Genomic DNA, 24,611 nt, shown 5'->3' with positions numbered 1-24,611 from the left:
TAACTTTTTATTTAATTCGTATATAATTGAAAATTAAAAAAATAAATATTTTAAAGATTGTGTTTTCAGTGATTTTATTGATGCTGATTTTAAACAACTGTTCAAAGAATTCATCATCAGAATTTTGGAAAAATTTTCATGCTGATTTAATTGATAAAAAATCAATTTCTGGAGGCTTATTCAGTGGAAGAAGTGAAATTGACTGGATTAATCTAAATGGAAAATTAAAAAAAAATGACTTTTTCAATTATGCAAATGAAAATGATTGGGTTTTAGTTGATAGTATTGAAATTAATAACAGACGAATTCCAAAAGACGAATTAAACAAACTTGACAAAGTTGCGATAAAAATAATAGGCAATAAAATTATTACTAATTTACCAACGAATAATGCAAAGCTATATATTTTCTCAACTGAACAAACCAAAATACAATCTGGAAATGAAACCAAAATTAAAAAAAATGGTTTTCTAATTGTTGAAAACGGAACTCAAAACTTTAAAATAGTCCATATTTGGGGTGAATAAAAAACTGTAGCTAAAACGGTTTTGCAAAATGGCGAGTAGGGTTACTATTATTTTAGTAAGGAAATCCAGAAAAAAATTAAAGCTTATATTGCTAAAAATTAGATTGCTTTAGCATTTTATTTATTTCGTTTACAATTAATGACATCAATTCATCGGTAGCGTAAACTTCGTGCGTCCAAATGTCAATATTTTCAAACAGATAATATTGGTTATCTACTAGTGTTAATGTAGTTTTTCCTTCTATTCCTATTATACTATCTACAATTTTTGATTTGTATTTTTCTAACAATAATTTAATCACTACATCATAAGCGTAGCGTATCATTTCTTCCTCCCATTCTTTGCCTAATAGATCTGCAAGTTCAAGAGAATTAGTTAAATTTCCTTTTGCTAGATATTCCAGTTTTAAATTGTTCATTTTAGTTTAGTAATTAATGCCACACACATACATTTTAATCATTTAGGCTTTCCATTTACTTTAGCAATATTTTGGCTACCATATCTATAACGCAATGAAAAATAAGATCAGTTGATCAATTATATGATGAGTTACGGATTAGTAATAATAGTGGAACTTATTGTGATTATAGCCTGAATGCATAGCAAAACTGGTTTTAAAGATAAGAAAAAGGAGTTTCATAGCTGTTTATTCGCCAAAAACACTAATTTTAATGATTAGCAAGTAAACTTACAAAGGCTTTTGCACCAGGCGGGTTAACTGCAAAATCAACAGTAGTTTTTCAATTGACTTTTAGTAATGACATAGACTTTTGTGCTTCAATTTCCCGACCGGCATAACCCCCAAAACATTTAGCAGTCATTGTAAGGAACGACAAAAGCATAAAACATAATATTGACAAATATGACAAAGACAGAAATAGCAAAAGCTTTCTCAAACGGAGAATTTGAAAAGACTAACAAGTTCATTTCGGAAAACGCAGTTTGGACGGTTGTCGAAGAAGACACTTTTATAGGTAGGCAAGCAATCATTGATAATTGTGAACAAGTCGGAAATTATTTTCAATCAGTAATTACTGACTTCAAAACGCTGAACATTATTGCTGAAGGAAATAAGGTAGTTATTAGTGGAACTGCCGAATTTTTAAGAGACAAAAAACGAATTTCATTTGTTTCAGCTTGTGATATATACGAGTTTGATGACACCAATCAAATCCAAAGTATTACTTCATATTGTATCCAATCAAAATGAAAAACAAAATTCAGAAAGTAATTGCAAATTTTTTAAACAGCAGTTCTTCAATTGAACTTTAGTAATAATATCGGCTTTTGTGCTTCGATTTCCCGCCCGAACGCAAAGCCCAAAACGTTAGTGACAACCCTAACGACACAATTGCTAACTGAAATAGCCTATCGAAAGTTTGCTACTGTTTGACACAATTTTATAAATTTGCAATCGTTTGAAAAACATTACCACCATACAAGACTATTGCAAGGAAATCAATATTCCAAATCCTAAACATTCGTTTTTTGACATACGGAAGTTTGAGGATAATATGAAAACGGTGAATGCAAAACAACCACCTTTCAGACACGAATTTTATGCACTTGCATTAAGAAATTCGGGCGATAATAAAGAAGTAAACGGTAAATTTCTCGACAGCAATTTGTTCTTTAATTCACCTTACCAAATCATAACGTGGGACATAAAACCTGATTGGAAAGGTTGGTATATCATTTTTGACAAAGCATTTTTGGAATTAAATCCAAGTTGGAAAAACTTTATTATTGACTTTCCTTTTTTCAGGCTCGACAAAGCTTTGCCTATGAATTTACAAACGGAAGATGCAAATTTTGTAAATAATCTCTTTCAACAGATTTTTGAAGAATACCATTCTGAAAACAAAGACAAGTTTCTTTTCATTCAGTCTTACACACAACTTTTGCTTTTGATTACGAAACGTTGCTTTGACAACTTACCGTTAAATAGTGAAGGAAATCAAGACAATCGAACAGCCGATATTCTATTGCTTTCTCGTTTTCAATCTTTAATTGAAACCTTAATGACAAATGAAGATATTAATCCTGAAATTCGACAAGCTTCATTTTATGCAGATAAACTAAATGTGCATCCTAATCATTTGAATGCAATTGTAAAAAGGATTACAGGAAAGACAACCACAAGCATTATTCAAAATCAATTGATTGCTTTGGCAAAGTCTATGCTTCGTCAAACCGACCTTTCTGCAAAGGAAATTTCCTTTAAACTTCACTTTGTAGAACCCACTCATTTTAATTCATTTTTTAAAAAACTAACAGGATTTACACCTCAGCAATATCGGGTAAATCCCATTCTTTGAATTTTGTCATTCTTGCTTTGAATTGCGTTACTACTAATTTTTTACGTGGTTGCATCTTTGTATTGTTAATTAAGAAAACAAAGTACAATGAAAAAGATAATCACAACAGCAGTTATATTCCTTAGTGGATTAAATGCAATTAGTCAAACCAATTCAATAACTAAAAATTCAAATAAAATGGAACAAGAAAAAATTATTCAAACAGTTACAAATCTGTTTAATGGTGCAGACGAACACAATTGGACAAAAGTTGAAAATGCAATGAAAGAAAGTGTTTTGCTTGACTTTTCTTCTATGACGGGCGAAGCTTCATCAATTAAAACAGCAAAACAAATAGCTGAAAATTGGGCAGCATTTCTTCCAGGTTTTGATAAGACACGTCATCAACTTTCTAATTTTCAGGTAACACAGAACGGAAATACAGCAACCGTTCATTACAACGGAAAAGCCGACCACTTTATAGGAAATGATGTTTGGACAGTTGAAGGAACATACGATACAGAACTTTCAAATACAAATAATAATTGGTTTATAACGAAACATAAATTAAATTTTACAAAACAAAGCGGTAATACAAATCTTCCTGCAAAAGCTATTGAAATAATGAAATCCAAATCAATTCGCAAAGTTAAGTTTATTAGTGAAGGACTTATATTAAAAGGCAATCTTCATCTGCCCGCAGAATTTTCTGAAACAAAAACTTATAAAGGAATTATTGTAACAGGAAGTTGGACAACTGTAAAAGAACAAATGCCAGATTTGTATGCCGTTAAATTGGCAGAACAAGGTTTTGTAGCATTAACTTTCGATTTTCGCAACTATGGAGAAAGTGAAGGACAACCTCGTAATTATGAAGTTCCTGAAATGAAAGCACAAGACATTTTAAATGCAACTAATTATTTGCAAACACTTTCCTTTATTGACAAAGAAAATGTTGGAGGTTTAGCCATTTGTGCAAGTTCAGGTTATATGGCATTAGCATTAGCAAATGGTGCAGATTTGAAAGCAGTAAATTTTGTAGCACCGTGGCTTCATAATGCCGAAATTGTAAAACTAATTTATGGAGGAGCTGATGGAGTTAATGAAAAAATCAAAAAGTCGGAAAATGCCAAAACAGCGTTTGCACAAAACGGCAAAATAGAATATGTTCCGGCAAGTAGCACAACTGATAAGGAAGCTGCAATGTTTGGAGACTTCGACTATTATCTTAACCCGAAAAGAGGAGCAATAAAAGAATGGGGAAACCAGTTTGCGGTAATGGCGTGGAAAGGTTGGTTACAGTTTGACCCAATACAATATGCAAGCAAAATAAATATTCCTGTTCAGCTAGTTCACAGTCAATCGGCAGCAGTTCCAATGGGTGCAGAAGAATTTTACAAAAACCTTAACGGACCAAAGAACATTATTTGGGTAGACAAAGCCAGTCAGTTTGACTTTTACGACCAAGAACCTTTTACGACAGATGCTACAAATGATGCTGTAAAATGGTTTAGAAAACAGCTGTAGTAAATATAGAAATTATTTTACGAAAAGGGTTTTGTTGTAAGACAAGACCCTTTTTGACGCCTCAAAATTTTTTGAAAAATATTTTTGCGTGACAGAGAAAAGGGCAGCCGATAACAAGGTATTGCCAAAAGCGGGGCTGAACGGCTTCTATCAAACTTTTTTGATATATTTGATTTGGTATTTACCTTCGGCGGATCTTAGATTTCTATTGAAGTTCGGTGCTAAAAATCCCCGCCTTCGGCAATACTCAATCGCTAGTGGTCATTGTAGAGCCGACCTCTCAAAAACAAACATAATGATAAGAACCGAAACAATAATAGCAGTAAAGAACATTCCTGAAAGTTCTGAATTTTATCAAAACTTATTAGGTTGCAAGAGCGAACACGGAGGAGAAACTTTCGAAATTCTAACAAATGAAAGCGTCGTTATTTTGTGTCTTCATAAATGGGGAGAACACGAACATCCGACTATGGAAAACCCAGAAAAAGAGATTGGAAACGGATTGATTTTATTCTTTCGAGTTGATAATCTAGACCAGATATTTAAAAATGCTAAAAAACTAAACGCAAACATTGAAAGAGAAATTCATTACAATGAAAATTCGCTTAAAAACCAATTTACATTAAGAGACTTAGACAACTATTACTTAATAATATCTGAATAAAACAACGAAATGCCAACAGGCATTTAATCTTCACCTTAAAATTGAGCTTTCAAAAAAAAATTTGGTTCAGATGAATAATTCATTAAACCTTATAACAATATCCTGAAATTTTTATCCGCCCAAAGCATTATAATCGTTAATATGCACATTGCTAATGCATTATAAAAATGACTATATTATTTATGAGCCATATGAGCGGTAAATACACCAATTGCAAAAGGGATCAAGCAAAAAAGTTAGGAGTTATTAAATATTATTTAATTTTGTAGATATGGATACCTATCGCTTCCATTTTAATAACAGCAAGAAAACATCAACTATTCTGTTTTGGTTTTTTGCCACGTTGCTGACTATTTCACTAACAGCCATTATTTTATTTGTGCATCCGCATCAACTTTTCCCGACCTGGCTATTACTGATCTCTTTCCCATTAATGTTAATGGCCATTTACAGGCTGTTTAAAATGGCCTCCGAAAGACGGTCGGCAGAAATTGTTTCGCTAAGTAATGAAGGCATTACCAGTTCCTGTTTCGGTTCTGTTTTGTTTTCGGAAATACACTCCATTAGGGTTCCTGTAAGAGAAATAGGGTTATTGGGAGGAATACAGCTCGACTATTACAAAAAAACAGATATTGATTTTCCTTACCTAGAATTTTCGATCATTGCTCGGGATGGAAAAATGTTAAATTGGATATTGAATGAGTGGGGTGGGCTTTATAACTCAAAAGAAGAATTTTCAATTTTCTTTAACCTTATCACAGCGATAACCGATGAGCTGTATCAACTTTATCACCCTACCGAACCATATAACAGCTATTTAAAAATTCTTGACGAAAAAGGTTTCTGGGAAAAGCGTGGTTAATCTGGAAAAAGGACACGAAGAATTGCAGTTAATTATGAAAACTGTTATGGCTAAATTTACAGATGAAACAACTTTACTAATTCAAGGCGTGAAAGGTAAATTTGATGAACAAGGAAGTATTACAGACATTGAAACACACAAAAGGTTAGACTATTTTATTAATGCTTTTACGAATTTAGTAAACAAAAAACCGTTAGCCACCATTTTAAAGACCAGCAATTAAATAAATCAAAAAAGACCAATCAATGAAAAAATATATTTCATCTACAGACAACGTAAATATTCACTATACAGAAACAGGGGAAGGAAATACTTCCATAGTTTTTGTGCACGGTTGGCTCGGAAATATAAATTGGTGGAACAGTCAAGAGGCTTTCTTAAAGGAAAAGTATAACATTGTTAAAATTGATTTAGGTGGTCACGGAAAATCGGATAAAACAAGACAGAATTGGACTGGCGAGCAATACGCAGACGATATAAAAACGGTTATAAATGAAATTAACACGCCCGAAATTATACTTGTTGGTCATTCAATGTCTGGAGCATATGTGCTTGAAGCATCCCTTAATTTTCCTAAAGTAAAAGCTATCATTTTAGTAGATACTTTAAAAGATTTAGACCAAGATTTTACTCCAGAGCAAGCCGAACAGTTTATGTTTAGTAATTATCGTAAAGATTTCAAATCAGCGGTGGAGCATATTCTACCTCAATATCTTTTTGTGGAAGAAACTCCTGCAATTATAAAAAATCAGCTTCAAAACGAATTTATTCAAAATGATGCTGAATTAGCAATAAATGCTCTTAAACCTTTATATGAAATGGATATTAGAAAAATAGCAAAACACATAGACATTCCCATAAGAGCAATTAATTCTGATGCACAGCCCACAGAAATAGACAACAATCGAAAATATTTTAAAAACTATAATTATAACGTAATTACTGGCACAGGACATTATCCAATGCTGGAAAAACCAGACGAATTTAATACAATATTGAGCGAAGTAATAGAAGAATTAACTGCTGAAAAATAAAAAAATGGTAGTTAAAATCGGCTTGGTAATATGGCAACTTCGTATTTTTATGAGACATTTGTACATTCTACAAACCCTCGAAATCACGACAAAATGAATTTTCAAAGCATCATTCCCGACAAATCTGTTTCGCTTTTTGTGAAGAATATTTGGGTGTTTGAAAGTGAAGAGAAAGATGCAAAAACCAGTTTACCATTTTTTGCAGATGGATTTCCGGGATTGATGTTTCAGCAAACCGAAAATGGATTGATTGTGAAACCACACGATAGAAAAATGCCCGAAATATTTCTTTACGGACAAACTATTAATCCAATTGTGATAGAAATTTCAGGGACATACCTCATCATCATTTTTCAGCTGTATCCATTTGTGCTACGAACTTTTTTTGATGTGCTTCCACAGAGCATTAATGACAATTGCTACTATTTAGACAACACAGATGGCGAGATTTCGAAGCTTAATCTGCAATTGATTTCTTGCAAAACTTTGAATGAAAAGATTGACCTTATTTCCAATTTGCTTTTACATTATTTTGAAAATAAAAAACAAAATCTGGATTTAGAAATACGAAAAATTATTGTAGAAATTATGGCTGCAAAAGGACAGGAAAATATTAGAGCCATTGCAGAAAAACAAAATCTCAATTTGCGAACTTTTGAACGAAGATTTTTAAAAGAAACGGGACTTCCACCCAAACAGTTTGCAAAAATTATACAATTTCAAGCTTCGCTAAAACAATTATCCATAAAGGATTATACCAAAATGACAGACATTGTTTATGAGAATGGATTTGCTGACCAATCTCATTTCATCAAAGTATTCAAAGCCTTTACTGGTAAAACACCAAAGAATTTCAGCAGATAATCTAATTGTCGTTTTTGTTCTATTTTTTAAAATTTACCCATCGCACCTTTGTATCATTAATTTAAAAAATGATACGAAATGAAACTAATTATTTTTGGTGCAACAGGCACCGTTGGAAAAGAACTTGTAAAACACGCAGTAGAAAATGGCTATGACGTTACAGCCTTTGTTCGCCATCCAGAAAAAATGCAAAATACCAATAACCCCAATTTAAAGATTTGCAAAGGAGACGTATTGAATATTGTGGATGTGGAAAATGCTTTAAAAAATCAAGAGGTGGTTTTGTGTGCATTGGGCGATGGCAATGTAGGAAAAATAAGAGCTTTGGGAACAAAAAATATAATAGAAGCAATGCATAAATCAGGACCAAAAAGATTGATTTGCCAAACCACATTAGGAATGGGCGAAAGCTATGGAAACTTAAATTTTATTTGGAAACACATCATGTTTGGAATGTTGCTAAAAAAGGCATTCCGAGACCATCAATTGCAAGAACGATATATTTTAAACTGTAATTTAGATTATACCATCGTGAGACCAAGTGCATTGACAGATGGCGATATTACGAAGCAATATAAAATTGGGTTTGATGGGAATTTCAAAAAACTCAAATTAAAAATCTCTCGGGCAGATGTTGCTGATTTTATGTTACAACAAATTGCAACATCTCAATTTACAAAAAAAGCAGTGAGCATCTCCAATTAATAGACAATGAAATTCACAGACCTTACACTTATTTCAACGGCAATTTTTACTGCTTTAATGGCTGGTTTCTTCTTCTCTTACTCCGTTTCGGTGAGTTTGGGATTAGGAAAATTGGGAAACAAAGAATTCCTAAATGCAATGCGAAACATTAATAGAGAAGTACAAAATCCTCTGTTTTTTATTTGTTTTTTTGGTAGTTTGATAATGCTTTGCTTTTCTACTTTTTACTACAAAAGCAATACATTTTTTTCTTTTTTGCTATGTGCATTTTTAATTTATACGATAGGTGTTTTTTTGGTTACCATTTTAGTTAATGTTCCATTAAACAATAAACTTGACAATTTTGACCTTGCAAATGCAACAGAAATAACTATAACACAAATGAGAAACACCTTTGAAAACAGATGAAATTTTTGGAACAACATAAGAACACTATCATCAATATTGAGTTTACTTTTTGTAATTTTGGCCTGCATTCAAAAAACTAAATGACAAAGAACTACTGCTGATAATTTTAGCAGTAATGCTATGAAAAACACCGTAAATATTGACAAAATGGAAACAATAATAGTTATTTGTGGACTTTATAATATTGCATTTGCACTTTTCCACTTTGGGTTTTGGAAAATGTTTCAGTGGAACAGCGAGTTGAAAAAATTAAGTTTTGCAAATAGAGGAATAATGCAAATTTTAAACATTCAAATTAGTTACTATTTTATATTTACGGCAACGATTTGTTTTATTTTTCCAACAGAACTTTTGACAACCAAATTAGGAAATTGGTTTCTAATAGGAACATCTATATTTTGGCTAATTCGGACAATACAACAGTTCATTTTCTTAAAAGCAAATCATTATAAAATACATATTTTGACATTTATTTTTTTAATAGGAACTATTTTATTTTTATTGCCTACTTTATTAAAACACTAAAATAATTCTTCTAATAAGACCGAATTGACAAACGCATTTCACTAATTATATAGGAAACCAAGTTTCTCTCTAAAAGAAAACACGAGCTAGAGGTTTCTTATTGTTTTAAAAACATTAATTTATAAAATGAATAAAAAATTGAATATTATTAATTACTTACTTTTAACGAAATATAACTTAAAAAAAATGTTGTAAAATGTTTGCTCCAAGTCTCCGCTACACCTGCAAGCTGACAGAAAAACTATTACCAAAAGAAAATTACGACAACGAACAAACTGAAATTTCTTTACCATCAGCATGAGTTTTTCCCCAATCGGAAAGACTTTCTAAAATCGGAACTAAATCTAATCCTTTAGTAGTTAAGATATATTCAATCCCGATAGGAACAGTTTCGGGAATTTCTTTTTTGACAATTATTGCGTGAGTTTCCAATTCTTTAAGCTGACGACCTAAAACTTGTTCAGAAATATTTGGCAATTCCTTTTTCAGTAAATGAAAACGATTGTTTCTTTGTGAAATAGAATAAACAATAGTGGTAATTATAACGAACCAGAAACGACTATGAATACAGAAAAAATATTTGACGAAAATGGACAAGGTTTTACTAGGATTTTTTCTACTGACAAAGTAGAAAAAGTAAATCCTGTTGAATATTATAAATCGTTTGAACTGGAAAAACGTGCAATTTCACTTCGTGATTTACTGAATACTAAAAATCCGTTTTTTACTTCTCTATTGGACGATAAATTCTTTATCAAAAAGGCAGAAGAAACTTTGGTTGGATTTTTTGGACAGTTTGAACAAACAAAAATTCACGGGAATTTTATTGAATTATTAAAAACAACACGAAAAAAAGACCAAATAAGCTTACTTAAAGAGATGTCCTTAAAGACAGACGAACTTATGTCTTTAATTTTTATAGCTCATAATGAATTTGGATATTTATATAGTAAATACCTTTTTGAAAACTTACCAGCTGGTTTAGAAGGGAAAAAACTTCCGAAATTATTTCACATTAAAGAAGATGGCACAATTGAAAAGGTTGGCGAAACAGATTTAACAGATGGCGAGTTAAAAAATGTAATTGAACACAGAAAAGTCATTGTTTCTCATTTTTTTGAGAAAGATGATTTCTGGCATTGTTTCTTTCTGACATACAATAGTATCGGAGGAAAAGAAAATTGGAAAAATGGACAAGCACATTTTCATTATATTTCAAGTTCGTTTGGAATTTCAAAAACTGACTTTGTAGAAAGTATGCGTAATGGAAAATACAAATCAACATCAATCCATATTGACTTATTAGGTTATGGAAATCAAAGCGGAGAATAAAATAACTACGCTAAAAGTGCTTTACATCCATTGGACTGATTGCAAAATTCAACAGTAGTTTTTCAATTAAACTTTAGTATCAACGTTGGGAAGGCTGTTCCGTTTTTACCTCAGATTGTTTTTTCTCTTTTTTCATTTGCAAATACGACCAGATGAAAAGAACACCGATAATAATCAAAGCATAAGCAACCCACTTGCCAATACGTTCTATAAAACGTGTAAATACAGATGCTTCAAAGCTCGAAAAACCTTCTGCACCCATAGCATTACGCCTGTAAAATTTCCTGCGGCTTATCCAATAAACAAGCCCTATCCCGATAACAAGCGGAATAATACCAAGTGCCAATTGAGCAGTAATCGCATCCATACTCATTCAAATTATGTTTCAAGTAAATTTAAGAAAAATTGCCTTTATCCGAAAACCGAAAAGCAAAAAAACCGACTTTACAGGTCGGTTTTTGCCTTAATTTAAGTTACTCTTAATCACTACTATTGAACTCAAAGCTCAACTGCTTTTCGTTCCCAAAGCTGTCCGAAATCCAAACCTCAAAAGATTGTGATACGGCAGATGCCGACGTGTAATACAACCTGAACTCCTCCGTAGGCAATGGGTACAAATCGTTTGGCACATAAGGGGCTTCATCGTAATATCGAAGTGTGCCTTGTCCATCAAATTGGAAATAGCGGATAAAATACTGCGTGTTGCTGTAATTACCGTTTCGTTGTATGGTAAAGCGCATTTCTACGGTCTGTCCATTGGCAACGTCTTTCGGGACAGGCATTACTTTGACCTCAAAAGGAAAATCGTTCTGTATTTCGAGTTCATCATCTTTGCTACGAGATACCAAAGAGACCGAAGCTGTGAAGATTGCCAGCATTACATATATCGGCAATAATCCTATTCTGAATTTGTTAAATATTCCTATCATTTTTTCTGTTTTTTAAAAGTTAAACCTTAATCCCACACCTGCGGACGGACGGAATTGTTTCATATCTGTACTCCACAAAACCTTTGTTCTTCCTGCAAGAACCAACACAAATCGGTCTGACAAATACGTTTCAAAAGTAATTCGTCCGCCAGCTCCGTAGATGAAGTTGTCTTCGCTCAAAATCTTCGCACCATCATACAACATCGGTTCGCTACGGTTGATGCTTTCGTAACCGACTACGCCTGTTATTCCTAAGTTTAGCGTGAAGTTTTTACGAGCATCGCCTAATAGAAATAAACTGTAACCACCTTCGGCAGTAAAGGTTTCTTGCGGAATGCGGATGTCTTTATAATTGTGGTATTGATGCGTATATTCCAATGCCCAAAGTTGGTAATTCCCGTTTTTACCGTTCACAGTCATTCCAATGTTGAGGTAATAATCATTGCCGATTTTATCTTTGGATAACACGCCTGCATTCAGTTCAATTCCTTTTTGCTTTGGGAGCATTCTTTGTGCCTGTGTAACCGTGATGGCCATCAGAAGGAGCATCACGGTATAGATATACTTTTTCATATAATTGCTTTAAAAAGTTATTAAAATTTCAGGTGCATATCGTTTATCAATCGGGCTTTTATTAAATCCGAATTTTCTATTTGAAGCGTTTGATGTCTGCCACCGTTTTTTTCGAAAATCTCAATCAGCAAAATTTTGTCATCATCAATGGTAAATTGGTCTAATAGAAACACATTTTGTTCGGTTGTTTTTCCGCCAATTTCATCCAATGGCTTGTAAATTCTAAGCGGTATCATAGGTCTTTCCTGCACTACGGTGCGTTTTGCCACTTTCTTATCTACGACTTTGAAATTGATAAAATCAATCTGGAAAGGCACATTGGTACGGTTTCTTAATTCTGTATGGAAATAGTATTTGCCGTTATGAATGTAAATTCCTTTCAAAATAAACTGAATGCCGAAACTTTCAGCACCAATATGTTTTACAATGCGTTTGTCATTTTTGTAAATGGTTTCTAAAAGCATACCTGCCAAAGAAGGCGAATTATTGCCCAATTCTTCAAAAAGCACATCGTTTCCGTTGGCTTTATCTACTGCTTTTTGCATTGTTAAAAGGTCATAGCTCAACACTTCGGGATAAGAACTGTAATACACATTGAAGCTGTAAAAACGTCCGTCATTGGTAATTACTGAAAAATTAGTTTCAGGTTCAAAATCCTTTACCGATGCTTTTATACGCAGTACGTTTTCGGCATCTTCTGCTTTCCCTGCAATCAGGTATTCGCTACCCAAGTCCACGTAACGAATGGCAGTTGGGAAAATCAGATGCGAAGTCTTATCGTAAGTAACTTCCATTTTGTAAGGTTCTATCTTGCCCAATGCAAGCGGTGTTCTGATGCTGTCTTGCGCATAAGATTGTACGACAAAGCCGAATATCAGGGCAAATGCCCAAAAGGTTTTTAAATATTTTTTCATTGTTTTATTAATTTTAATTCAACATTATTTTTTAGATACAAGCAAGACTTGATGACCTGCCTTTAGGGTAACTTTTGGCGTTCTTACTTTTTTGGCGAAATAACCCGAAATACCTTGTACCGCACTTTTGCTGAGGTCGGAAGCAATTTGTTGTCCCGTTGAAGAATTCATACTAAAGCTCGAACCTGTGGCACTGCCCATATTGCCCACAATATCCGTAACCGCATTTCTTTCTGGCGAGTACGGAACGAACAATCCTTGTTGTCCGTCCAAATCGTAAATGCTTATTTCAAAAGGAATAATGTTGCCTTCCAATTCTATGGAAGTAACTTTTAATTGTAACCTGCCATTCTGAAATTTGGCATTAGCCGTTACAATAGTTCCTTTCGGAATGGTACGTTGTGGCGTTTGAGCAGGCTCTAACAATCGTAAACGAACATCCGTTTCGCCAATAACCGTTTGAGCTTCGTGTACACAAGCTTTGATGCTGTTTTTTGGTTGTGCCATCTGCTCAACAGAACCAGTGGTATAAAATCCACGGTTTTTTGTTTTGCTCCAATCGGCTAAAAAAGCACTGTCCGTAGGTTCCCGATACAAAGCAGATACGGTGTTCTTTCTTGCAGGCGTAAATGCTACAAAACTCTCTTTTTGGTTAGCACCCGAAACCTCTGTTTTAACATCGGCAGGAGCTGTATTTCCAGTATTCGCATTTTGCGGAAGATATTTTGCTGCCATCTGATAAGATTTCTCCATCAAAGACAATTGGTCATCTACGGTTACAGAGCGAGGCACATCTTTTTCAGCCAGCTTTTCTTTCATATCGTCCAGTTGCCTGCGGAGTTCCATAGTTTCCGAATTATCATTCTGATAAAATGAACCCAATGTACTTTGTGCATTGCGATAACTAATCAATGCAGGATTGCCGTTTTTTCCCAAACTTTTGCCACTGCTATTATTTTCATCTTCTTCAGGAAGCATTTCTTTACTGGTCTGTGTACTGTCCGTATTCCAATAATCTGAAAGTGTTGTAAGTGCATTGCGTTTTTCCTGCTCTTTACTTTCCAGCATATCTTGCTCGTAAGCCCTGCCTTTGTTGGCTGGCATTCCTGCGTCCGTAGCCTGTGGTACGGCATCGTTCAGCCCAATATTCTCCAGTGCATTTTTATCTTCGCCAGGTTTAAATATGAGGTACATACAACCCAAGAAGACAATTCCCATTAAACCGATAATGAGTGGCTTTTTTAGCTTTTCTGCTTTATTCTGTGTGCCATCTTGTGGTACATCAGCGGTTGTTGCCGGGTTTCCTTCCGTTACCCGAACAACCGATTTTTTGTTATCATTTTCTTTCATAAATCTTATTTTTTAGAGTTGTTGATAATGTGTCCTGCAATCTTGCAGGGCTTTCACTTTTTTTGAGGACAGGGTTTTCAATATGCTTAATAACCATATCGTTTTCGGACTTTGAGGTATCATACCAAACTTTGCAGATAACACCTGCGGTAAGTAGCAGATAACCCACAAAGAAGTACAGCGTATATTTGTGCTGTTTCCGCAATGGTAATGCCTGCCAACGTTCATCAAATTTTTCAAAGTATATGTCCAGAGTTGCTCTTAATTTTTTCATAATCTGTGTTTTTAGCGTTCGATGACTTCTATATCCTTGTTTTCAACCACTGCAAACTTTTCAATATTAAAGCCCTGCGGATTGTTGTCTGAACGAACAGAGTTCACGAGATAGCAGGAAGTAACCAGGCTACGTCTGGTTACGTTGCTCGAACGGATGATGAATTGTTTGGCATAGGTTCGTACCGCATAAGGATGGGTGTTGAAGTTGCACACAACACTATCCACCTCGATACGTTGCTGTACATTTCCTGAAATGATACGGTTGTAATACCCTTTTTCCGATAGGTCTTTGTAATAATCAAAGGCACTTTTATCGGCAAGGTTGAATGCCCTGCTCATATTACTTTCGATAGCGTTTTTATCGGGAGCAAGTGTAAAAAACAGCTCGTGAAAACGTCGAACGTGTTCCCTTGCTTCCACAGGACGGTTGATACTTGCATCTTGTGATAAGGCAAGTATCAAAGATTTACCATTATCCAATACATAGATTTTTTGGCGTTGCTCTTCTGCAAAGCGGTAGGACTGCCATACGGAAAATCCTACCACGCCAATGCAGAGAACGGCAAACATAATGGCATACAATCGTATCTGCCGAAAGCTGTTTTCTATATTTCTTAGCGTTTTAAATTCCATTTTTATAAATGATTAATTGTTTATTTATTCATTAGCTTGCCACCAATGTTTCCAATGGTTGAACCAGCCCCAGCTCCGGCAATATTTCCGGTTTTCATTGCAGCTTGATTTACATTTCGGGTAAAGTTTCCTGCTCCGCCTGCCTGTATTACCCAGCCCGCTACCGTTGGGATTGTGAAGTAACCCACGATGCCGATTATCATAAAAATGATATAGACCGTATTGCCCGTATCGGGTATGTAAGTTGGGTCGGCAAGCATTTCAATATCTTTTTCGATAATGAGGGATTGTATTTTGGCAAGCATAGAGCTGAACAAATCAGCTATCGGAAGCCACAAGTAAACGCTTACATATCGGGTAAGCCATTGCGTGAGCGTAGATTGAAAACCATCCCATACGGCAATAGCAAAAGCTATTGGCCCGAGTATGGACAGAACGATGAGAAAAAACGTCCGTATGGTATCAATAACCAAAGCTGATGCCTGAAACAGTACCTCTAACAGATTGCGAAACCAATTCTTTACAGACTGCTCCACACTGTACATACCACGTTCCATATACATCCCGGACATTGTTGCCAAATCGGAAGGCGACCAGCCCAATTCTTCGAGTTTTTTGTCGAACTCTTCATCCGAAATGAGGTAAGCCGTTTCGGGATTTCGTAGCATTGCTTCCCGTTCCAAGAGGTCTTTTTTAGCCTGCAAATCATTAAGGTCAAGCACCTGGTCTTCAAGGATGGCGTGTGTACCCTGTACCACCGGACTTAATACTGCATTGATTGTTCCCAATACGATAGTTGGGAAAAACATAATGCAAATCCCTAAAGCGAACGGACGAAGCAATGGATACATATCAATAGGTTCGGCTCTGCTCAAAGCCTGCCATACTTTTATAGCGACATAGAACAATGCTCCCAAACCTGCTACTCCTTTAGCCACTGCCGCCATATCGGCGGACAGTGGTAACATCTCATCATATAATGAGCGTAGGACTTCGTGAAGATTATCAAATTCCATAATTACCAGTATTTTTGGTTAGGAGTTCCATAGAGGTCAAGCACTCTTTTGGTATTGTTTTGTTTTTTCGCTCTTAAAAAACTCACGGAGATATTTTTATTGGTGTAGTAGCGTACCAAGTTGTGGTATTCTTTTACCTCTTTGTACACACGGTCAATAATATCCATACGTTCTTTATCGTTCAGCGACAAGCTGGAAGTATTTACAATCTGCTTCAATTCTTTCAGCAGTTCGGTACTTTCATTCAGCAATGCCGAGTACCCGTTGGCGATAGCCGTTAGTTCCTGAGCGGAGAAATTCGGGTCATTCATCATTTTACCGAAATTCTGTACATACATTTCTGAAACATCGCCTACCAAGAGTACCGTTTGCTGCACCTTTCGGGCATCCTTTACGAGATTGTTTACCGCTTTGAGCTTGTCGTAATATTCTTTGCCTTGCTCATATACTTTCTTCACTTCGTTGAAGTTCTTAACGACATTACTTACCGTTGAAGAAGTTTGTACGATTTCATTCGCACTGTTGAGAATGCCCGAAGCCAAATTTGTAGGGTCGGTTACTACAAATTGTGCATTTGCTGATGGTGCTACGGCTATCATTAGTGCCGTACATACCAAGTACATTAATTTTTTCATTGTTCTTGAAATTTTAAAATGTTAATTGACTATTGATTTACATTATCACGTCGCTGCATAGCGATGTGCTTGATGGCGAGTTCTACATTGCCATCCAATTCGGAAGCGAGCTGCATCACTTCCAATTTTTCGGTTTCTTCCGTGGTGTATGCGAGATATTCTTCCAAGCTAACTTCGGTGGCATAAACTGCCGAATGCGTACCACCTAAACCTATCCAAACCTCTTTGTACAGTCGGCTTGCATCATTATTCATATTGATGGAAAGCACCTGTCCTTTTTCCTTGTCGGTAAGCCCCAACATCGCCTGTATATCATCGAATTTGTTCATATACTTGCGTTGGTCTAAAAGGATTTTACAGTCGGAATTATTGATGATACTTTCTTTCACAATCGGCGATTGGATAATGTCATCAACCTCTTGTGTCACAACAATCGCCTCTCCGAAGAACTTCCTAACCGTTTTAAACAAATATTTAATGTATTCTGCCATTCCTTCTTTGGCAATAGCTTTCCACGCTTCTTCAATTAGAATAAGTTTTCGGATACCTTTAAGCCTTCTCATTTTATTGATGAAAACTTCCATAATGATGATGGTTACAATCGGAAAGAGGATTTTGTGGTCTTTAATCGCATCAATTTCAAACACGATAAAGCGTTTGGAAAGCAGGTCTAATTGTTTATCAGAATTGAGCAAATAATCATATTCGCCACCTTTGTAATAAGGTTCGAGAACGTTCAGAAAATTGGCAATATCAAAGTCTTTTTCCCTTACTTCTTTTACTTCCAATACCTTGCGGTAGTCGCCTTTTACATACTCATAAAAACCATTGAAAGATGGATAAACATCATTCTGTTTAATGCGTTCAATATATCCGCTTACGGCATTAGAAAGGGCAACTTCTTCCGAACGAGTTGGTGGTTCATCATCACGTTTCCAAAGCGTCAATATCAAAGTTTTGATACTTTCACGTTTCTCGATGTCGAACACACCATCATCGGTGTAGAAAGGATTAAAAGCAATCGGATTGTCTTCGGTGTAGGTAAAGTAAACACCATCTTCGCCTTTGGTTTTACCTTTAATGAGTTCGCATAAACCTTGATAAGAATTTCCAGTGTCCACAAGCAAAACGTGTGCGCCTTGCTCGTAATACTGCCGTACGATATGGTTTGTGAAGAATGATTTTCCGCTTCCCGATGGACCGAGTATAAACTTATTCCGGTTGGTAATAATCCCACGTTTCATCGGCAAATCCGATATATCCAAATGGATAGGTTTTCCGGTCAATCGGTCAGCCATTTTTATCCCGAATGGCGATGGAGAATTGTGGTAATTGGTTTCTTCCGTAAAAAAGCACAAAGCTGGTTCTATGAATGTATAAAAACTTTCCTCACTCGGAAAATCGCCTGCATTGCCCGGCATTCCTGCCCAATACAAAGTGGCTACATCAGTAGTGTTATGACGTGGCTTACATTCCATTAACGCCAATGCACTACCGCAATCATTTTTCAATTGTTTCAGTTCCGCAGGATCTTCCGACCACGCCATAATGTTGAAGTGCGCTCGAATGGAAGACAACCCGAAGCTATGTGCTTCGTTCAGGTATTTTTCTATCCATTCTTTGTTAATCTGATTGGCACGACTGTAACGAGCCAAAGAGTGCATATTCCTTGCGGATTTTTCAAATTTTTGCAAGTTGTCTTCACTGTTATCTAAAAACAAATATTGGTTGTAGATATGGTTACAACTTAACAACAAGCCCACAGGTGCAGCAAACGATAAACGACAGTCGCTTCGGTCGGTTGACAGCTTTTCAAATCGGGTATCTGCCGATACCGTTCCGGGCAAATCGTCCGTATCAGACAAGGTATGCAGGCTCAATCTTTTGTTGCCAATACGGACTTCTTCTGTTCCGAGTGCGATGTCCTGCATTGGCGTTCCTACTTCCCTCGAAAGTGTAAGATACTGTTCCAATAATCCCTGTTTTTCGTCCGTTCCGATGATGTCATCTTCGGTTAGGCGTTGCAGGGTTATAAATCCGCTATCGTTCACAATACGTTCAAACTGTGTAACGGCTTCCATAAATCGGTGTATCGTTTCCTTGTTCCTGATTTCCTTTGGTATCAACGAACCTTTGCAAAGCGAACTGAAGTTGCTTTGCATACGCATTCTTTCCTTAGAGGTTTTGGTAAGAAATAGATAGCAATAATGATTTAGAAACGGTCGCTCGTTGAAGTGACGTTGATAAGATTTAGCCAAAAAACTCTGGTCTTCTTTTGCCAAATCGGGAGCATAATTTTCCTTGATGTACCAATCTTGTTTGTGGATGACCGTAAAATCCGGCAAGGTCTTGATGGCTTTGTGCCAAGCGGAATGAATAGCCTCATATTCCGCAGAAGCTACTGTAAACAATTCCGGTAAACGCACTTCAAAACAGGCGGTAATGTCTGCATCTTTAGAAAGAATGCAGTTATTTTCTACTGCCAGCAAAGGAAATTTGTTTTCCAATGTTGAGGTCTTGGCTACATTTCTCATACGGCATTTTGTTTAGGAGTGAATTTTAGATAGCGGTGTACAGGCTTGCGACAGATGATATGTCGGGGATGTCTTTTTCTTGCCCCGATTTTCATTAATCCGTGTTCTCCATACTTTTTGTTAAGTGAAAAGGTCTGCCACACAATCAGCGTAGCACCGCCTGCTCCGATGAACAAACAGATGTAAGAGTTTACGCCTGTCATATACAGTATCATCACGAGGGTGAGCGTACCGAGCAGTCCACCAGTGAAAATGAACAGATATTGTGCTTTCAGCCCTTTAAATTCTACCGTTCTTCCGATGCCTTTGTTGATATTGTAATTCATAAGGTAAAGGATTAAAGGAAGAATGAACGCAGAACGGTAGCTGCAACAATCAAGAAGATACACGCACCGAACCAGCTTGCCGCCGTTTTACTTGTATCGGGGTCGCCAGAACTGAATTTGTTGTACACCTTAACCCCTCCGATTAACCCGACGACCGCACCGATGGCGTAAATTAATTTGGTTGCGGGGTCGAAATAGGAAGTTACCATTTGGGTAGCCTCGTTGATACCTGCCGTGCCATTTCCCTGTGCGAACACACCAATTCCTGACAGCATTGCCACTGCTGCCAGCAAAACTTTTTTTCTTTGTTTTTCCATAATTGAAACACATTATTTTGTTTAGTTATCCCGCACCTTGCGGAATTCTGGGACAAAGGTGTTTCGGAAATCAAGGCGTTGTAACAAAGTGGTAGTCAGAGGAATTGTTTGGCTTTGGGTGGCGGGATTAAAACAAGAAAAGGGGGCTGTTTCCTATAGAAACAGCCCCCTTTTCATTATGCTTGTTTTTCCTTACTTAATCAACATATTATTAAAAATTAGAAAATAGTACTTAAAAAACTTATTATGACTTAAATAATTCGATAAAATAGGTATGAAGATTTATAATGAATTATTATCTAATTTTCCTTTAACTTGTCTTTCGTAGATTTCTTCAAGATCGCGACTTATTATCTCAATTTTTCCTGGATCTAGGTCTTTTTCTATCATCATTTTTACAGAAGAAGTAATTGTACTCCAAGCCAATTTTGGGTTGCCAAAATCACTAATTGGTTTTGCTTGATATGGTAAAGCTGAAAACCGTTGAAGATTATGCGGATTCTTTCTACCCCAATCGTAGAACTCTAAAATTATTGGAACAATTTTGATGCTCTCACCATTGTCATATCTATCAATAGCAGTTTTAATTTCGTGATCAATTATATATTTAGTGCTGTAAAAATATTCACTAATCATGAAAAATATAATGTCTGCTTCTTGAAATTTATGTTTGATTTTTCCATCCCAATCATCACCAGGATTTAAACTAGTACAGTACCATGGTTCTTCAATTAGTTCGGCATCTACTAAAGGGCGTAAATATCTCTTCAAAGTATGAATCTGTGCTACATCTTTTTTGGAATAAGATATGACTACTTTTTTCTTTTTAACAGGGTTGTCTATAAATTCCATATAATCTTTTAGTTTAAAAAGCTTTTGTTGTTCTGATTTCACAGGTTCAGATAATTTCTTTTCTGAAAAGACATGCTTACCTATTTTGGCATTCTCTTCAAGTAGTTCTTTTGATATATAATCAATCCCATCCAAGGTAATCATTTCTTCTAATTCATAACCTTGATTAACATCTCTAATGAACTTGAGCACGTCATCTCTGAATATAGGCTTCTCTTTTTGAGATAAATCATAAATATCAATACAAGCATTCCCATTTTCATTACCGAGATGAAATCTTATCATTATAATTTCGTCTGTGTTTGGATTCTTTATTATCAATCCGTCTTTCCAATAATAAAAAATATCTATATTCTTATCAGAAGAAAAAAGAGTTCCAAATTTCTGAAATATACTTAAAATAACATTTTTATGAATGAATCCTTTGAACTCAAATCTTCGATATGTAATCTGACTTTCATTAAGAAACAACTTAATTTTTCCATCAGGAATTTTAGGTAGATAAAGTGGCGCAATATATATATCTGAATAAGGGTTTTTGAAAATAATCTTAAACTCCTCCATCATTAACAGTAAATCATCAACTTTACTGTCATCATTACCAAGAATTCTTACAACATAATCTCTTTTAAATTCTCCTTTCTTATCCACAAGTTTTTCAAGGACTTTATGCATATTCTCAATAACCCATTTCTTATCAATGTATATCTTTTCATCCATGTCTTTACTTGTACATAACACAAGTCCAACTTGTTCTAAATATTTAACTAACCTTTTAGCTTGAGAATCATCAATAGGATTTTTAATTATTCCATTGCAATAACTTACAAATTCAAAAAAAGTTAGCACAGGCTCTCCTTTATAAGAATTTATGCTGTTCTTTATTGTCTCATAGAACTTAGGAAGAACAGCTCCAATAATATTCATCTTGTTAAGCATCTCCAAAAACAAACTATCAAAATGATCTAAATTTCTTTTGGGCTTAAGGGAAATATTAATCATATCATAAATAAATGAATAGTCATTTTTGAGAGTTTTATTATCTTGAAATACAATTTCGGAAGCATTGTCAACCTTATTCTGAATTAAGAGTAGTGGGCTGTCATAAGTGACATCTCTTTTAATTTCAAATTCAAAATTATCTGCTTCAACATCTTTGGTATAAAACTTTACAGAATCTAACCAATATCTTATAGGGTAATCTTGAGTTTCAACTTCTATCTCTAAGTTTTTTCTGCTTTTCTGCAGAATTTTTCTTGAATTTAAATTATTAGTTTCTTTATCCCACAATAGGAGATAAATTGTATTGGTACTATAAAACAAATGATGAGTATCATGATAATAGTCGTGTCCTCCAAAATCAAATATGTGTAACAAACACTCTTCTCCGATGGTATTAACCGAATACTTACTGTTTATAATCTTCTCTTCCATCCAAAGAGTAGGAAGATGTTCATCTTCTAGACCATTTTCTTTATCGAGATATTTTACCAAGGTAGATTTACCAACCTCGCTATTACCAACCAGAATAACCTTAATATCTTTATTGACATAACGACCTCTTTTTTCTATATCATCAAGTACACCTAGAACTTCTTCTTTGCCTAATGTTACTATTTCCATTGGTGGTAATTCCAAAGGATTATTTGCTATGTTTAATGTATTTATTTCCCACTTATCATTACTAATCCCAATATTTTGAATGATTTTTATGATTGGTCTGAGATCTCTGATAATATTGTTGTGTAAATCTACTGTCTCAATATTGACTAATCCACTAATAAAATCTACCGTTTTAATCTTGTTATTGCTAAGATATAGCTCTTTAAGATTGCTTAACTCATTTAAAAATTCAACTTTTGATATTTCATTATTATTTAAATGAACGATTTTAAGTAAAGTTAACCTCTTTAGACCTATTATGTTAGTTAGCTCATTATTACTTAGATTTAGGTATTCTAGCTTTTTTAGCTTAGAAATAGAAGTAATAGAAGTAATACCCCACCTGTTCCATTTTTGGTTATTGTAATCGTTCCAATCGCCCCCACAAACTAAGATTTTTAGCTCGGAGAATTTATTCATTGATTCCGGCAAAGATTCAATGTTATTTCTATTCCCTTTGTTTTTACTAGTGAGTTTTCTCCATTTGCCATTTTTATATTCAGCCCATTCATTACTTAAAATCAATACCTCTATATGAGTACACTCGAAAAGTTCAGGTATAATCTCCAAATTTCTTAATCCACAATTCCCTAAATCCAATATTTTTGAATTGGTTTTTAAACATTGCTCAATCAGAAAACTTGCCGTTGATAAGTCGGTATATCTTAGATTATCTTCTAGATAATGATCCTTTGACATGCTCTCATTCCAAATAGGTTTGACAAATGGTAAATAAAGAATACGACTACAAAGGGCGCCGAAGTTTTCAGGGTTTTGGGTTTTTAATCCTAATCTTTTAAAAAAAATCAGTATTGTTTCTTCAAACCTATCATTATAAATTCTATCATGGAAAATATTCTCCAAAACTTTCTTTCTATGATTTTCAGAAAGCATTGTGAGATTATTACTAGGAGATTTCAAGTAAGCAAATGCATTTTTGATACTTGGACTCAGAGAGCTATGCTTATTGGTCAGTTTAAACTTGACAAAATTCAAAAACCAATCATTCTGACGGACTGCAGATTTAGCTAATACACGTTTATCTGGATATCTATTCCATATATTTTTATGATATGCATTAAAATCAATGTAAGCGATTAATTCTCCACAAAGCATCGTGAATTCATGTTGTTCTTTAGATAAATCCGAATTGATGAATTCTTTAAAGGTAATTCCAGAAGACTTAAATTGATTCGCCAATTGCTCATAAAAATTTTTGGGCAATTCATGTTCGATAAACTCATTAAATTTTCTTTCAGCTAATTCATAATAAAACTCTTTATCATACTGAATTCTTTCTACCAATTCATTGACGTGAATATTTGGAATTTCAGCTTCAATAACTAATTGGCCGCTGGGAGTGTCAATATCTAATGTATGATTTCTTACAGAATAAAGTATCTCTTCATCCGGAGTACAAAAAGTTAATCGAATACCTTCTACATTTTTGTTTTCATAAAATGCAGAACGCATAATGTTCAGACTCAGATGTGGTTGAAGTTTACCAGCTCCTGTTCCTAATATTGGACTAGCTATTTCTCTAATATCTTTTAATTCTGTTACTTTTTCTGCCAGCCTTTTTCCTATTAATCTAATTGCATAATAAGCACCATCATATCCATCGACCGTACAAACAAAAGCTATGAATTTTCTCTTTGATTTTTCAGGTAATATTCTAACATCACCAAGTTCATAATCCTTATTCTCCCAAAGATCTGTTGCAATATTCATTTCTTCTAAACCGCTTCTAAAAGAATTAGAAATGGTGCCAACTGTTGAAATTGGTATCAATAATAAATCACAATCGACATCAAAAATATTATCGTTTAAAAAATCATTCATGAAAAAC

The 24,611-nt window shown here is 34.8% G+C and carries 28 protein-coding genes; 13 read left to right on the top strand and 15 right to left on the bottom strand.

The window, feature by feature from the left end; translation table 11 throughout:
• Positions 1-26 precede the first annotated feature (26 nt).
• Positions 27-527, top strand: coding sequence for a hypothetical protein (locus tag FA047_RS10965; RefSeq protein ID WP_136836120.1), 501 nt, complete (start codon positions 27-29; stop codon positions 525-527).
• Positions 528-618: 91 nt separating this feature from the next.
• Here the strand turns inward: FA047_RS10965 and FA047_RS10960 are convergent, their stop codons facing one another.
• Positions 619-945 (bottom strand): hypothetical protein, encoded by a 327-nt coding sequence (locus FA047_RS10960; RefSeq protein ID WP_136836119.1) that lies wholly within the window; start codon positions 943-945, stop codon positions 619-621.
• A 444-nt stretch (positions 946-1,389) separates the two neighbouring features.
• Here FA047_RS10960 and FA047_RS10955 point away from each other — a divergent pair, with 444 nt between their 5' ends.
• The 11 genes from FA047_RS10955 (at position 1,390) to FA047_RS10905 (ending at position 9,413) form a co-directional block, all read left to right on the top strand.
• Positions 1,390-1,737, top strand: coding sequence for a nuclear transport factor 2 family protein (locus FA047_RS10955; protein ID WP_136836118.1), 348 nt, complete (start codon positions 1,390-1,392; stop codon positions 1,735-1,737).
• 208 nt (positions 1,738-1,945) lie between these two features.
• Positions 1,946-2,845 carry an AraC family transcriptional regulator gene (locus tag FA047_RS10950; protein ID WP_136836117.1) on the top strand — a complete coding sequence of 300 codons (900 nt, stop codon included), beginning with the start codon at positions 1,946-1,948 and terminating at the stop codon, positions 2,843-2,845.
• An 87-nt stretch (positions 2,846-2,932) separates the two neighbouring features.
• Positions 2,933-4,351: a nuclear transport factor 2 family protein gene (locus FA047_RS10945; RefSeq protein ID WP_136836116.1), complete on the top strand. Its 1,419-nt coding sequence runs from the start codon at positions 2,933-2,935 to the stop codon at positions 4,349-4,351.
• Positions 4,352-4,439: 88 nt separating this feature from the next.
• Entirely contained in the window at positions 4,440-5,015 is a 576-nt protein-coding gene (locus FA047_RS20820; RefSeq protein ID WP_225872704.1) for a VOC family protein, read from the top strand.
• A 271-nt stretch (positions 5,016-5,286) separates the two neighbouring features.
• Positions 5,287-5,877, top strand: a complete 591-nt coding sequence (locus tag FA047_RS10935; RefSeq protein ID WP_136836115.1) for a hypothetical protein — start codon at positions 5,287-5,289, stop codon at positions 5,875-5,877.
• A complete protein-coding gene (locus FA047_RS20665; protein WP_205943297.1) occupies positions 5,843-6,100 on the top strand; it encodes a hypothetical protein in 258 nt (85 codons plus the stop codon). The genes FA047_RS10935 and FA047_RS20665 overlap by 35 nt, the downstream gene beginning before the upstream one ends.
• A gap of 22 nt (positions 6,101-6,122) precedes the next feature.
• Positions 6,123-6,911: an alpha/beta fold hydrolase gene (locus FA047_RS10925; RefSeq protein ID WP_136836114.1), complete on the top strand. Its 789-nt coding sequence runs from the start codon at positions 6,123-6,125 to the stop codon at positions 6,909-6,911.
• A gap of 93 nt (positions 6,912-7,004) precedes the next feature.
• The gene (locus FA047_RS10920) at positions 7,005-7,775 is read left to right on the top strand and encodes a helix-turn-helix domain-containing protein (protein ID WP_136836113.1); all 771 of its coding nucleotides are present in this window, start codon (positions 7,005-7,007) and stop codon (positions 7,773-7,775) included.
• A 78-nt stretch (positions 7,776-7,853) separates the two neighbouring features.
• A complete protein-coding gene (locus FA047_RS10915; RefSeq protein WP_136836112.1) occupies positions 7,854-8,480 on the top strand; it encodes an NAD(P)-dependent oxidoreductase in 627 nt (208 codons plus the stop codon).
• Positions 8,481-8,486: 6 nt separating this feature from the next.
• Positions 8,487-8,888, top strand: coding sequence for an anthrone oxygenase family protein (locus tag FA047_RS10910; RefSeq protein ID WP_205943296.1), 402 nt, complete (start codon positions 8,487-8,489; stop codon positions 8,886-8,888).
• A gap of 120 nt (positions 8,889-9,008) precedes the next feature.
• The gene (locus tag FA047_RS10905; RefSeq protein WP_205943295.1) at positions 9,009-9,413 is read left to right on the top strand and encodes a hypothetical protein; all 405 of its coding nucleotides are present in this window, start codon (positions 9,009-9,011) and stop codon (positions 9,411-9,413) included.
• Positions 9,414-9,671: 258 nt separating this feature from the next.
• Here FA047_RS10905 and FA047_RS10900 read toward each other — a convergent pair whose 3' ends face one another.
• Positions 9,672-10,010 carry a winged helix-turn-helix transcriptional regulator gene (locus FA047_RS10900; RefSeq protein WP_136836110.1) on the bottom strand — a complete coding sequence of 113 codons (339 nt, stop codon included), beginning with the start codon at positions 10,008-10,010 and terminating at the stop codon, positions 9,672-9,674.
• Between FA047_RS10900 and FA047_RS10895 the strand changes: the two genes are divergently transcribed.
• Positions 9,975-10,745: a hypothetical protein gene (locus tag FA047_RS10895; RefSeq protein ID WP_136836109.1), complete on the top strand. Its 771-nt coding sequence runs from the start codon at positions 9,975-9,977 to the stop codon at positions 10,743-10,745. The two genes, FA047_RS10900 and FA047_RS10895, sit on opposite strands and share 36 nt — an antisense overlap.
• 79 nt (positions 10,746-10,824) lie before the next feature.
• Here FA047_RS10895 and FA047_RS10890 read toward each other — a convergent pair whose 3' ends face one another.
• The 13 genes from FA047_RS10890 to FA047_RS10830 all read right to left on the bottom strand — a co-directional run bounded on the left by FA047_RS10890 (position 10,825) and on the right by FA047_RS10830 (position 24,604).
• A complete protein-coding gene (locus FA047_RS10890; RefSeq protein WP_136836108.1) occupies positions 10,825-11,112 on the bottom strand; it encodes a molybdenum ABC transporter permease in 288 nt (95 codons plus the stop codon).
• Positions 11,113-11,224: 112 nt separating this feature from the next.
• On the bottom strand, positions 11,225-11,674 hold the full coding sequence (locus FA047_RS10885; protein WP_136836107.1) for a DUF3872 domain-containing protein: 450 nt from the start codon (positions 11,672-11,674) through the stop codon (positions 11,225-11,227).
• 12 nt (positions 11,675-11,686) lie between these two features.
• Positions 11,687-12,247, bottom strand: a complete 561-nt coding sequence (locus FA047_RS10880; protein WP_136836106.1) for a conjugal transfer protein TraO — start codon at positions 12,245-12,247, stop codon at positions 11,687-11,689.
• Positions 12,248-12,267: 20 nt separating this feature from the next.
• On the bottom strand, positions 12,268-13,161 hold the full coding sequence (gene traN / locus FA047_RS10875; RefSeq protein ID WP_136836105.1) for a conjugative transposon protein TraN: 894 nt from the start codon (positions 13,159-13,161) through the stop codon (positions 12,268-12,270).
• Between the two features lie 24 nt (positions 13,162-13,185).
• The gene (traM, locus tag FA047_RS10870; RefSeq protein WP_136836104.1) at positions 13,186-14,511 is read right to left on the bottom strand and encodes a conjugative transposon protein TraM; all 1,326 of its coding nucleotides are present in this window, start codon (positions 14,509-14,511) and stop codon (positions 13,186-13,188) included.
• Positions 14,498-14,785, bottom strand: a complete 288-nt coding sequence (locus FA047_RS10865) for a nitrogen regulatory IIA protein (protein WP_136836103.1) — start codon at positions 14,783-14,785, stop codon at positions 14,498-14,500. The genes traM and FA047_RS10865 overlap by 14 nt, the downstream gene beginning before the upstream one ends.
• Positions 14,786-14,796: 11 nt before the next feature.
• Positions 14,797-15,420, bottom strand: a complete 624-nt coding sequence (traK, locus tag FA047_RS10860; protein WP_136836102.1) for a conjugative transposon protein TraK — start codon at positions 15,418-15,420, stop codon at positions 14,797-14,799.
• Between the two features lie 20 nt (positions 15,421-15,440).
• The gene (gene traJ, locus FA047_RS10855; RefSeq protein ID WP_136836101.1) at positions 15,441-16,436 is read right to left on the bottom strand and encodes a conjugative transposon protein TraJ; all 996 of its coding nucleotides are present in this window, start codon (positions 16,434-16,436) and stop codon (positions 15,441-15,443) included.
• Between the two features lie 2 nt (positions 16,437-16,438).
• Positions 16,439-17,071: a DUF4141 domain-containing protein gene (locus tag FA047_RS10850; protein ID WP_136836100.1), complete on the bottom strand. Its 633-nt coding sequence runs from the start codon at positions 17,069-17,071 to the stop codon at positions 16,439-16,441.
• A 29-nt stretch (positions 17,072-17,100) separates the two neighbouring features.
• On the bottom strand, positions 17,101-19,605 hold the full coding sequence (locus FA047_RS10845) for a TraG family conjugative transposon ATPase (RefSeq protein ID WP_136836099.1): 2,505 nt from the start codon (positions 19,603-19,605) through the stop codon (positions 17,101-17,103).
• Positions 19,602-19,931 (bottom strand): DUF4133 domain-containing protein, encoded by a 330-nt coding sequence (locus tag FA047_RS10840; RefSeq protein WP_136836098.1) that lies wholly within the window; start codon positions 19,929-19,931, stop codon positions 19,602-19,604. The genes FA047_RS10845 and FA047_RS10840 overlap by 4 nt, the downstream gene beginning before the upstream one ends.
• An 11-nt stretch (positions 19,932-19,942) precedes the next feature.
• A complete protein-coding gene (locus FA047_RS10835; protein ID WP_136836097.1) occupies positions 19,943-20,248 on the bottom strand; it encodes a DUF4134 domain-containing protein in 306 nt (101 codons plus the stop codon).
• 282 nt (positions 20,249-20,530) lie between these two features.
• Positions 20,531-24,604, bottom strand: coding sequence for a leucine-rich repeat domain-containing protein (locus tag FA047_RS10830; protein WP_136836096.1), 4,074 nt, complete (start codon positions 24,602-24,604; stop codon positions 20,531-20,533).
• Between the last annotated feature and the right edge of the window lie 7 nt (positions 24,605-24,611).

Origin of the sequence: Pedobacter frigoris, from assembly GCF_005116445.1 — a bacterium.
GTDB classification, from domain to species: Bacteria; Bacteroidota; Bacteroidia; order Sphingobacteriales; family Sphingobacteriaceae; genus Pedobacter; species Pedobacter frigoris.
The sequence above is the reverse complement of the archived record's forward strand: the minus strand, read 5'-3'. Positions and strand labels throughout refer to the sequence as shown.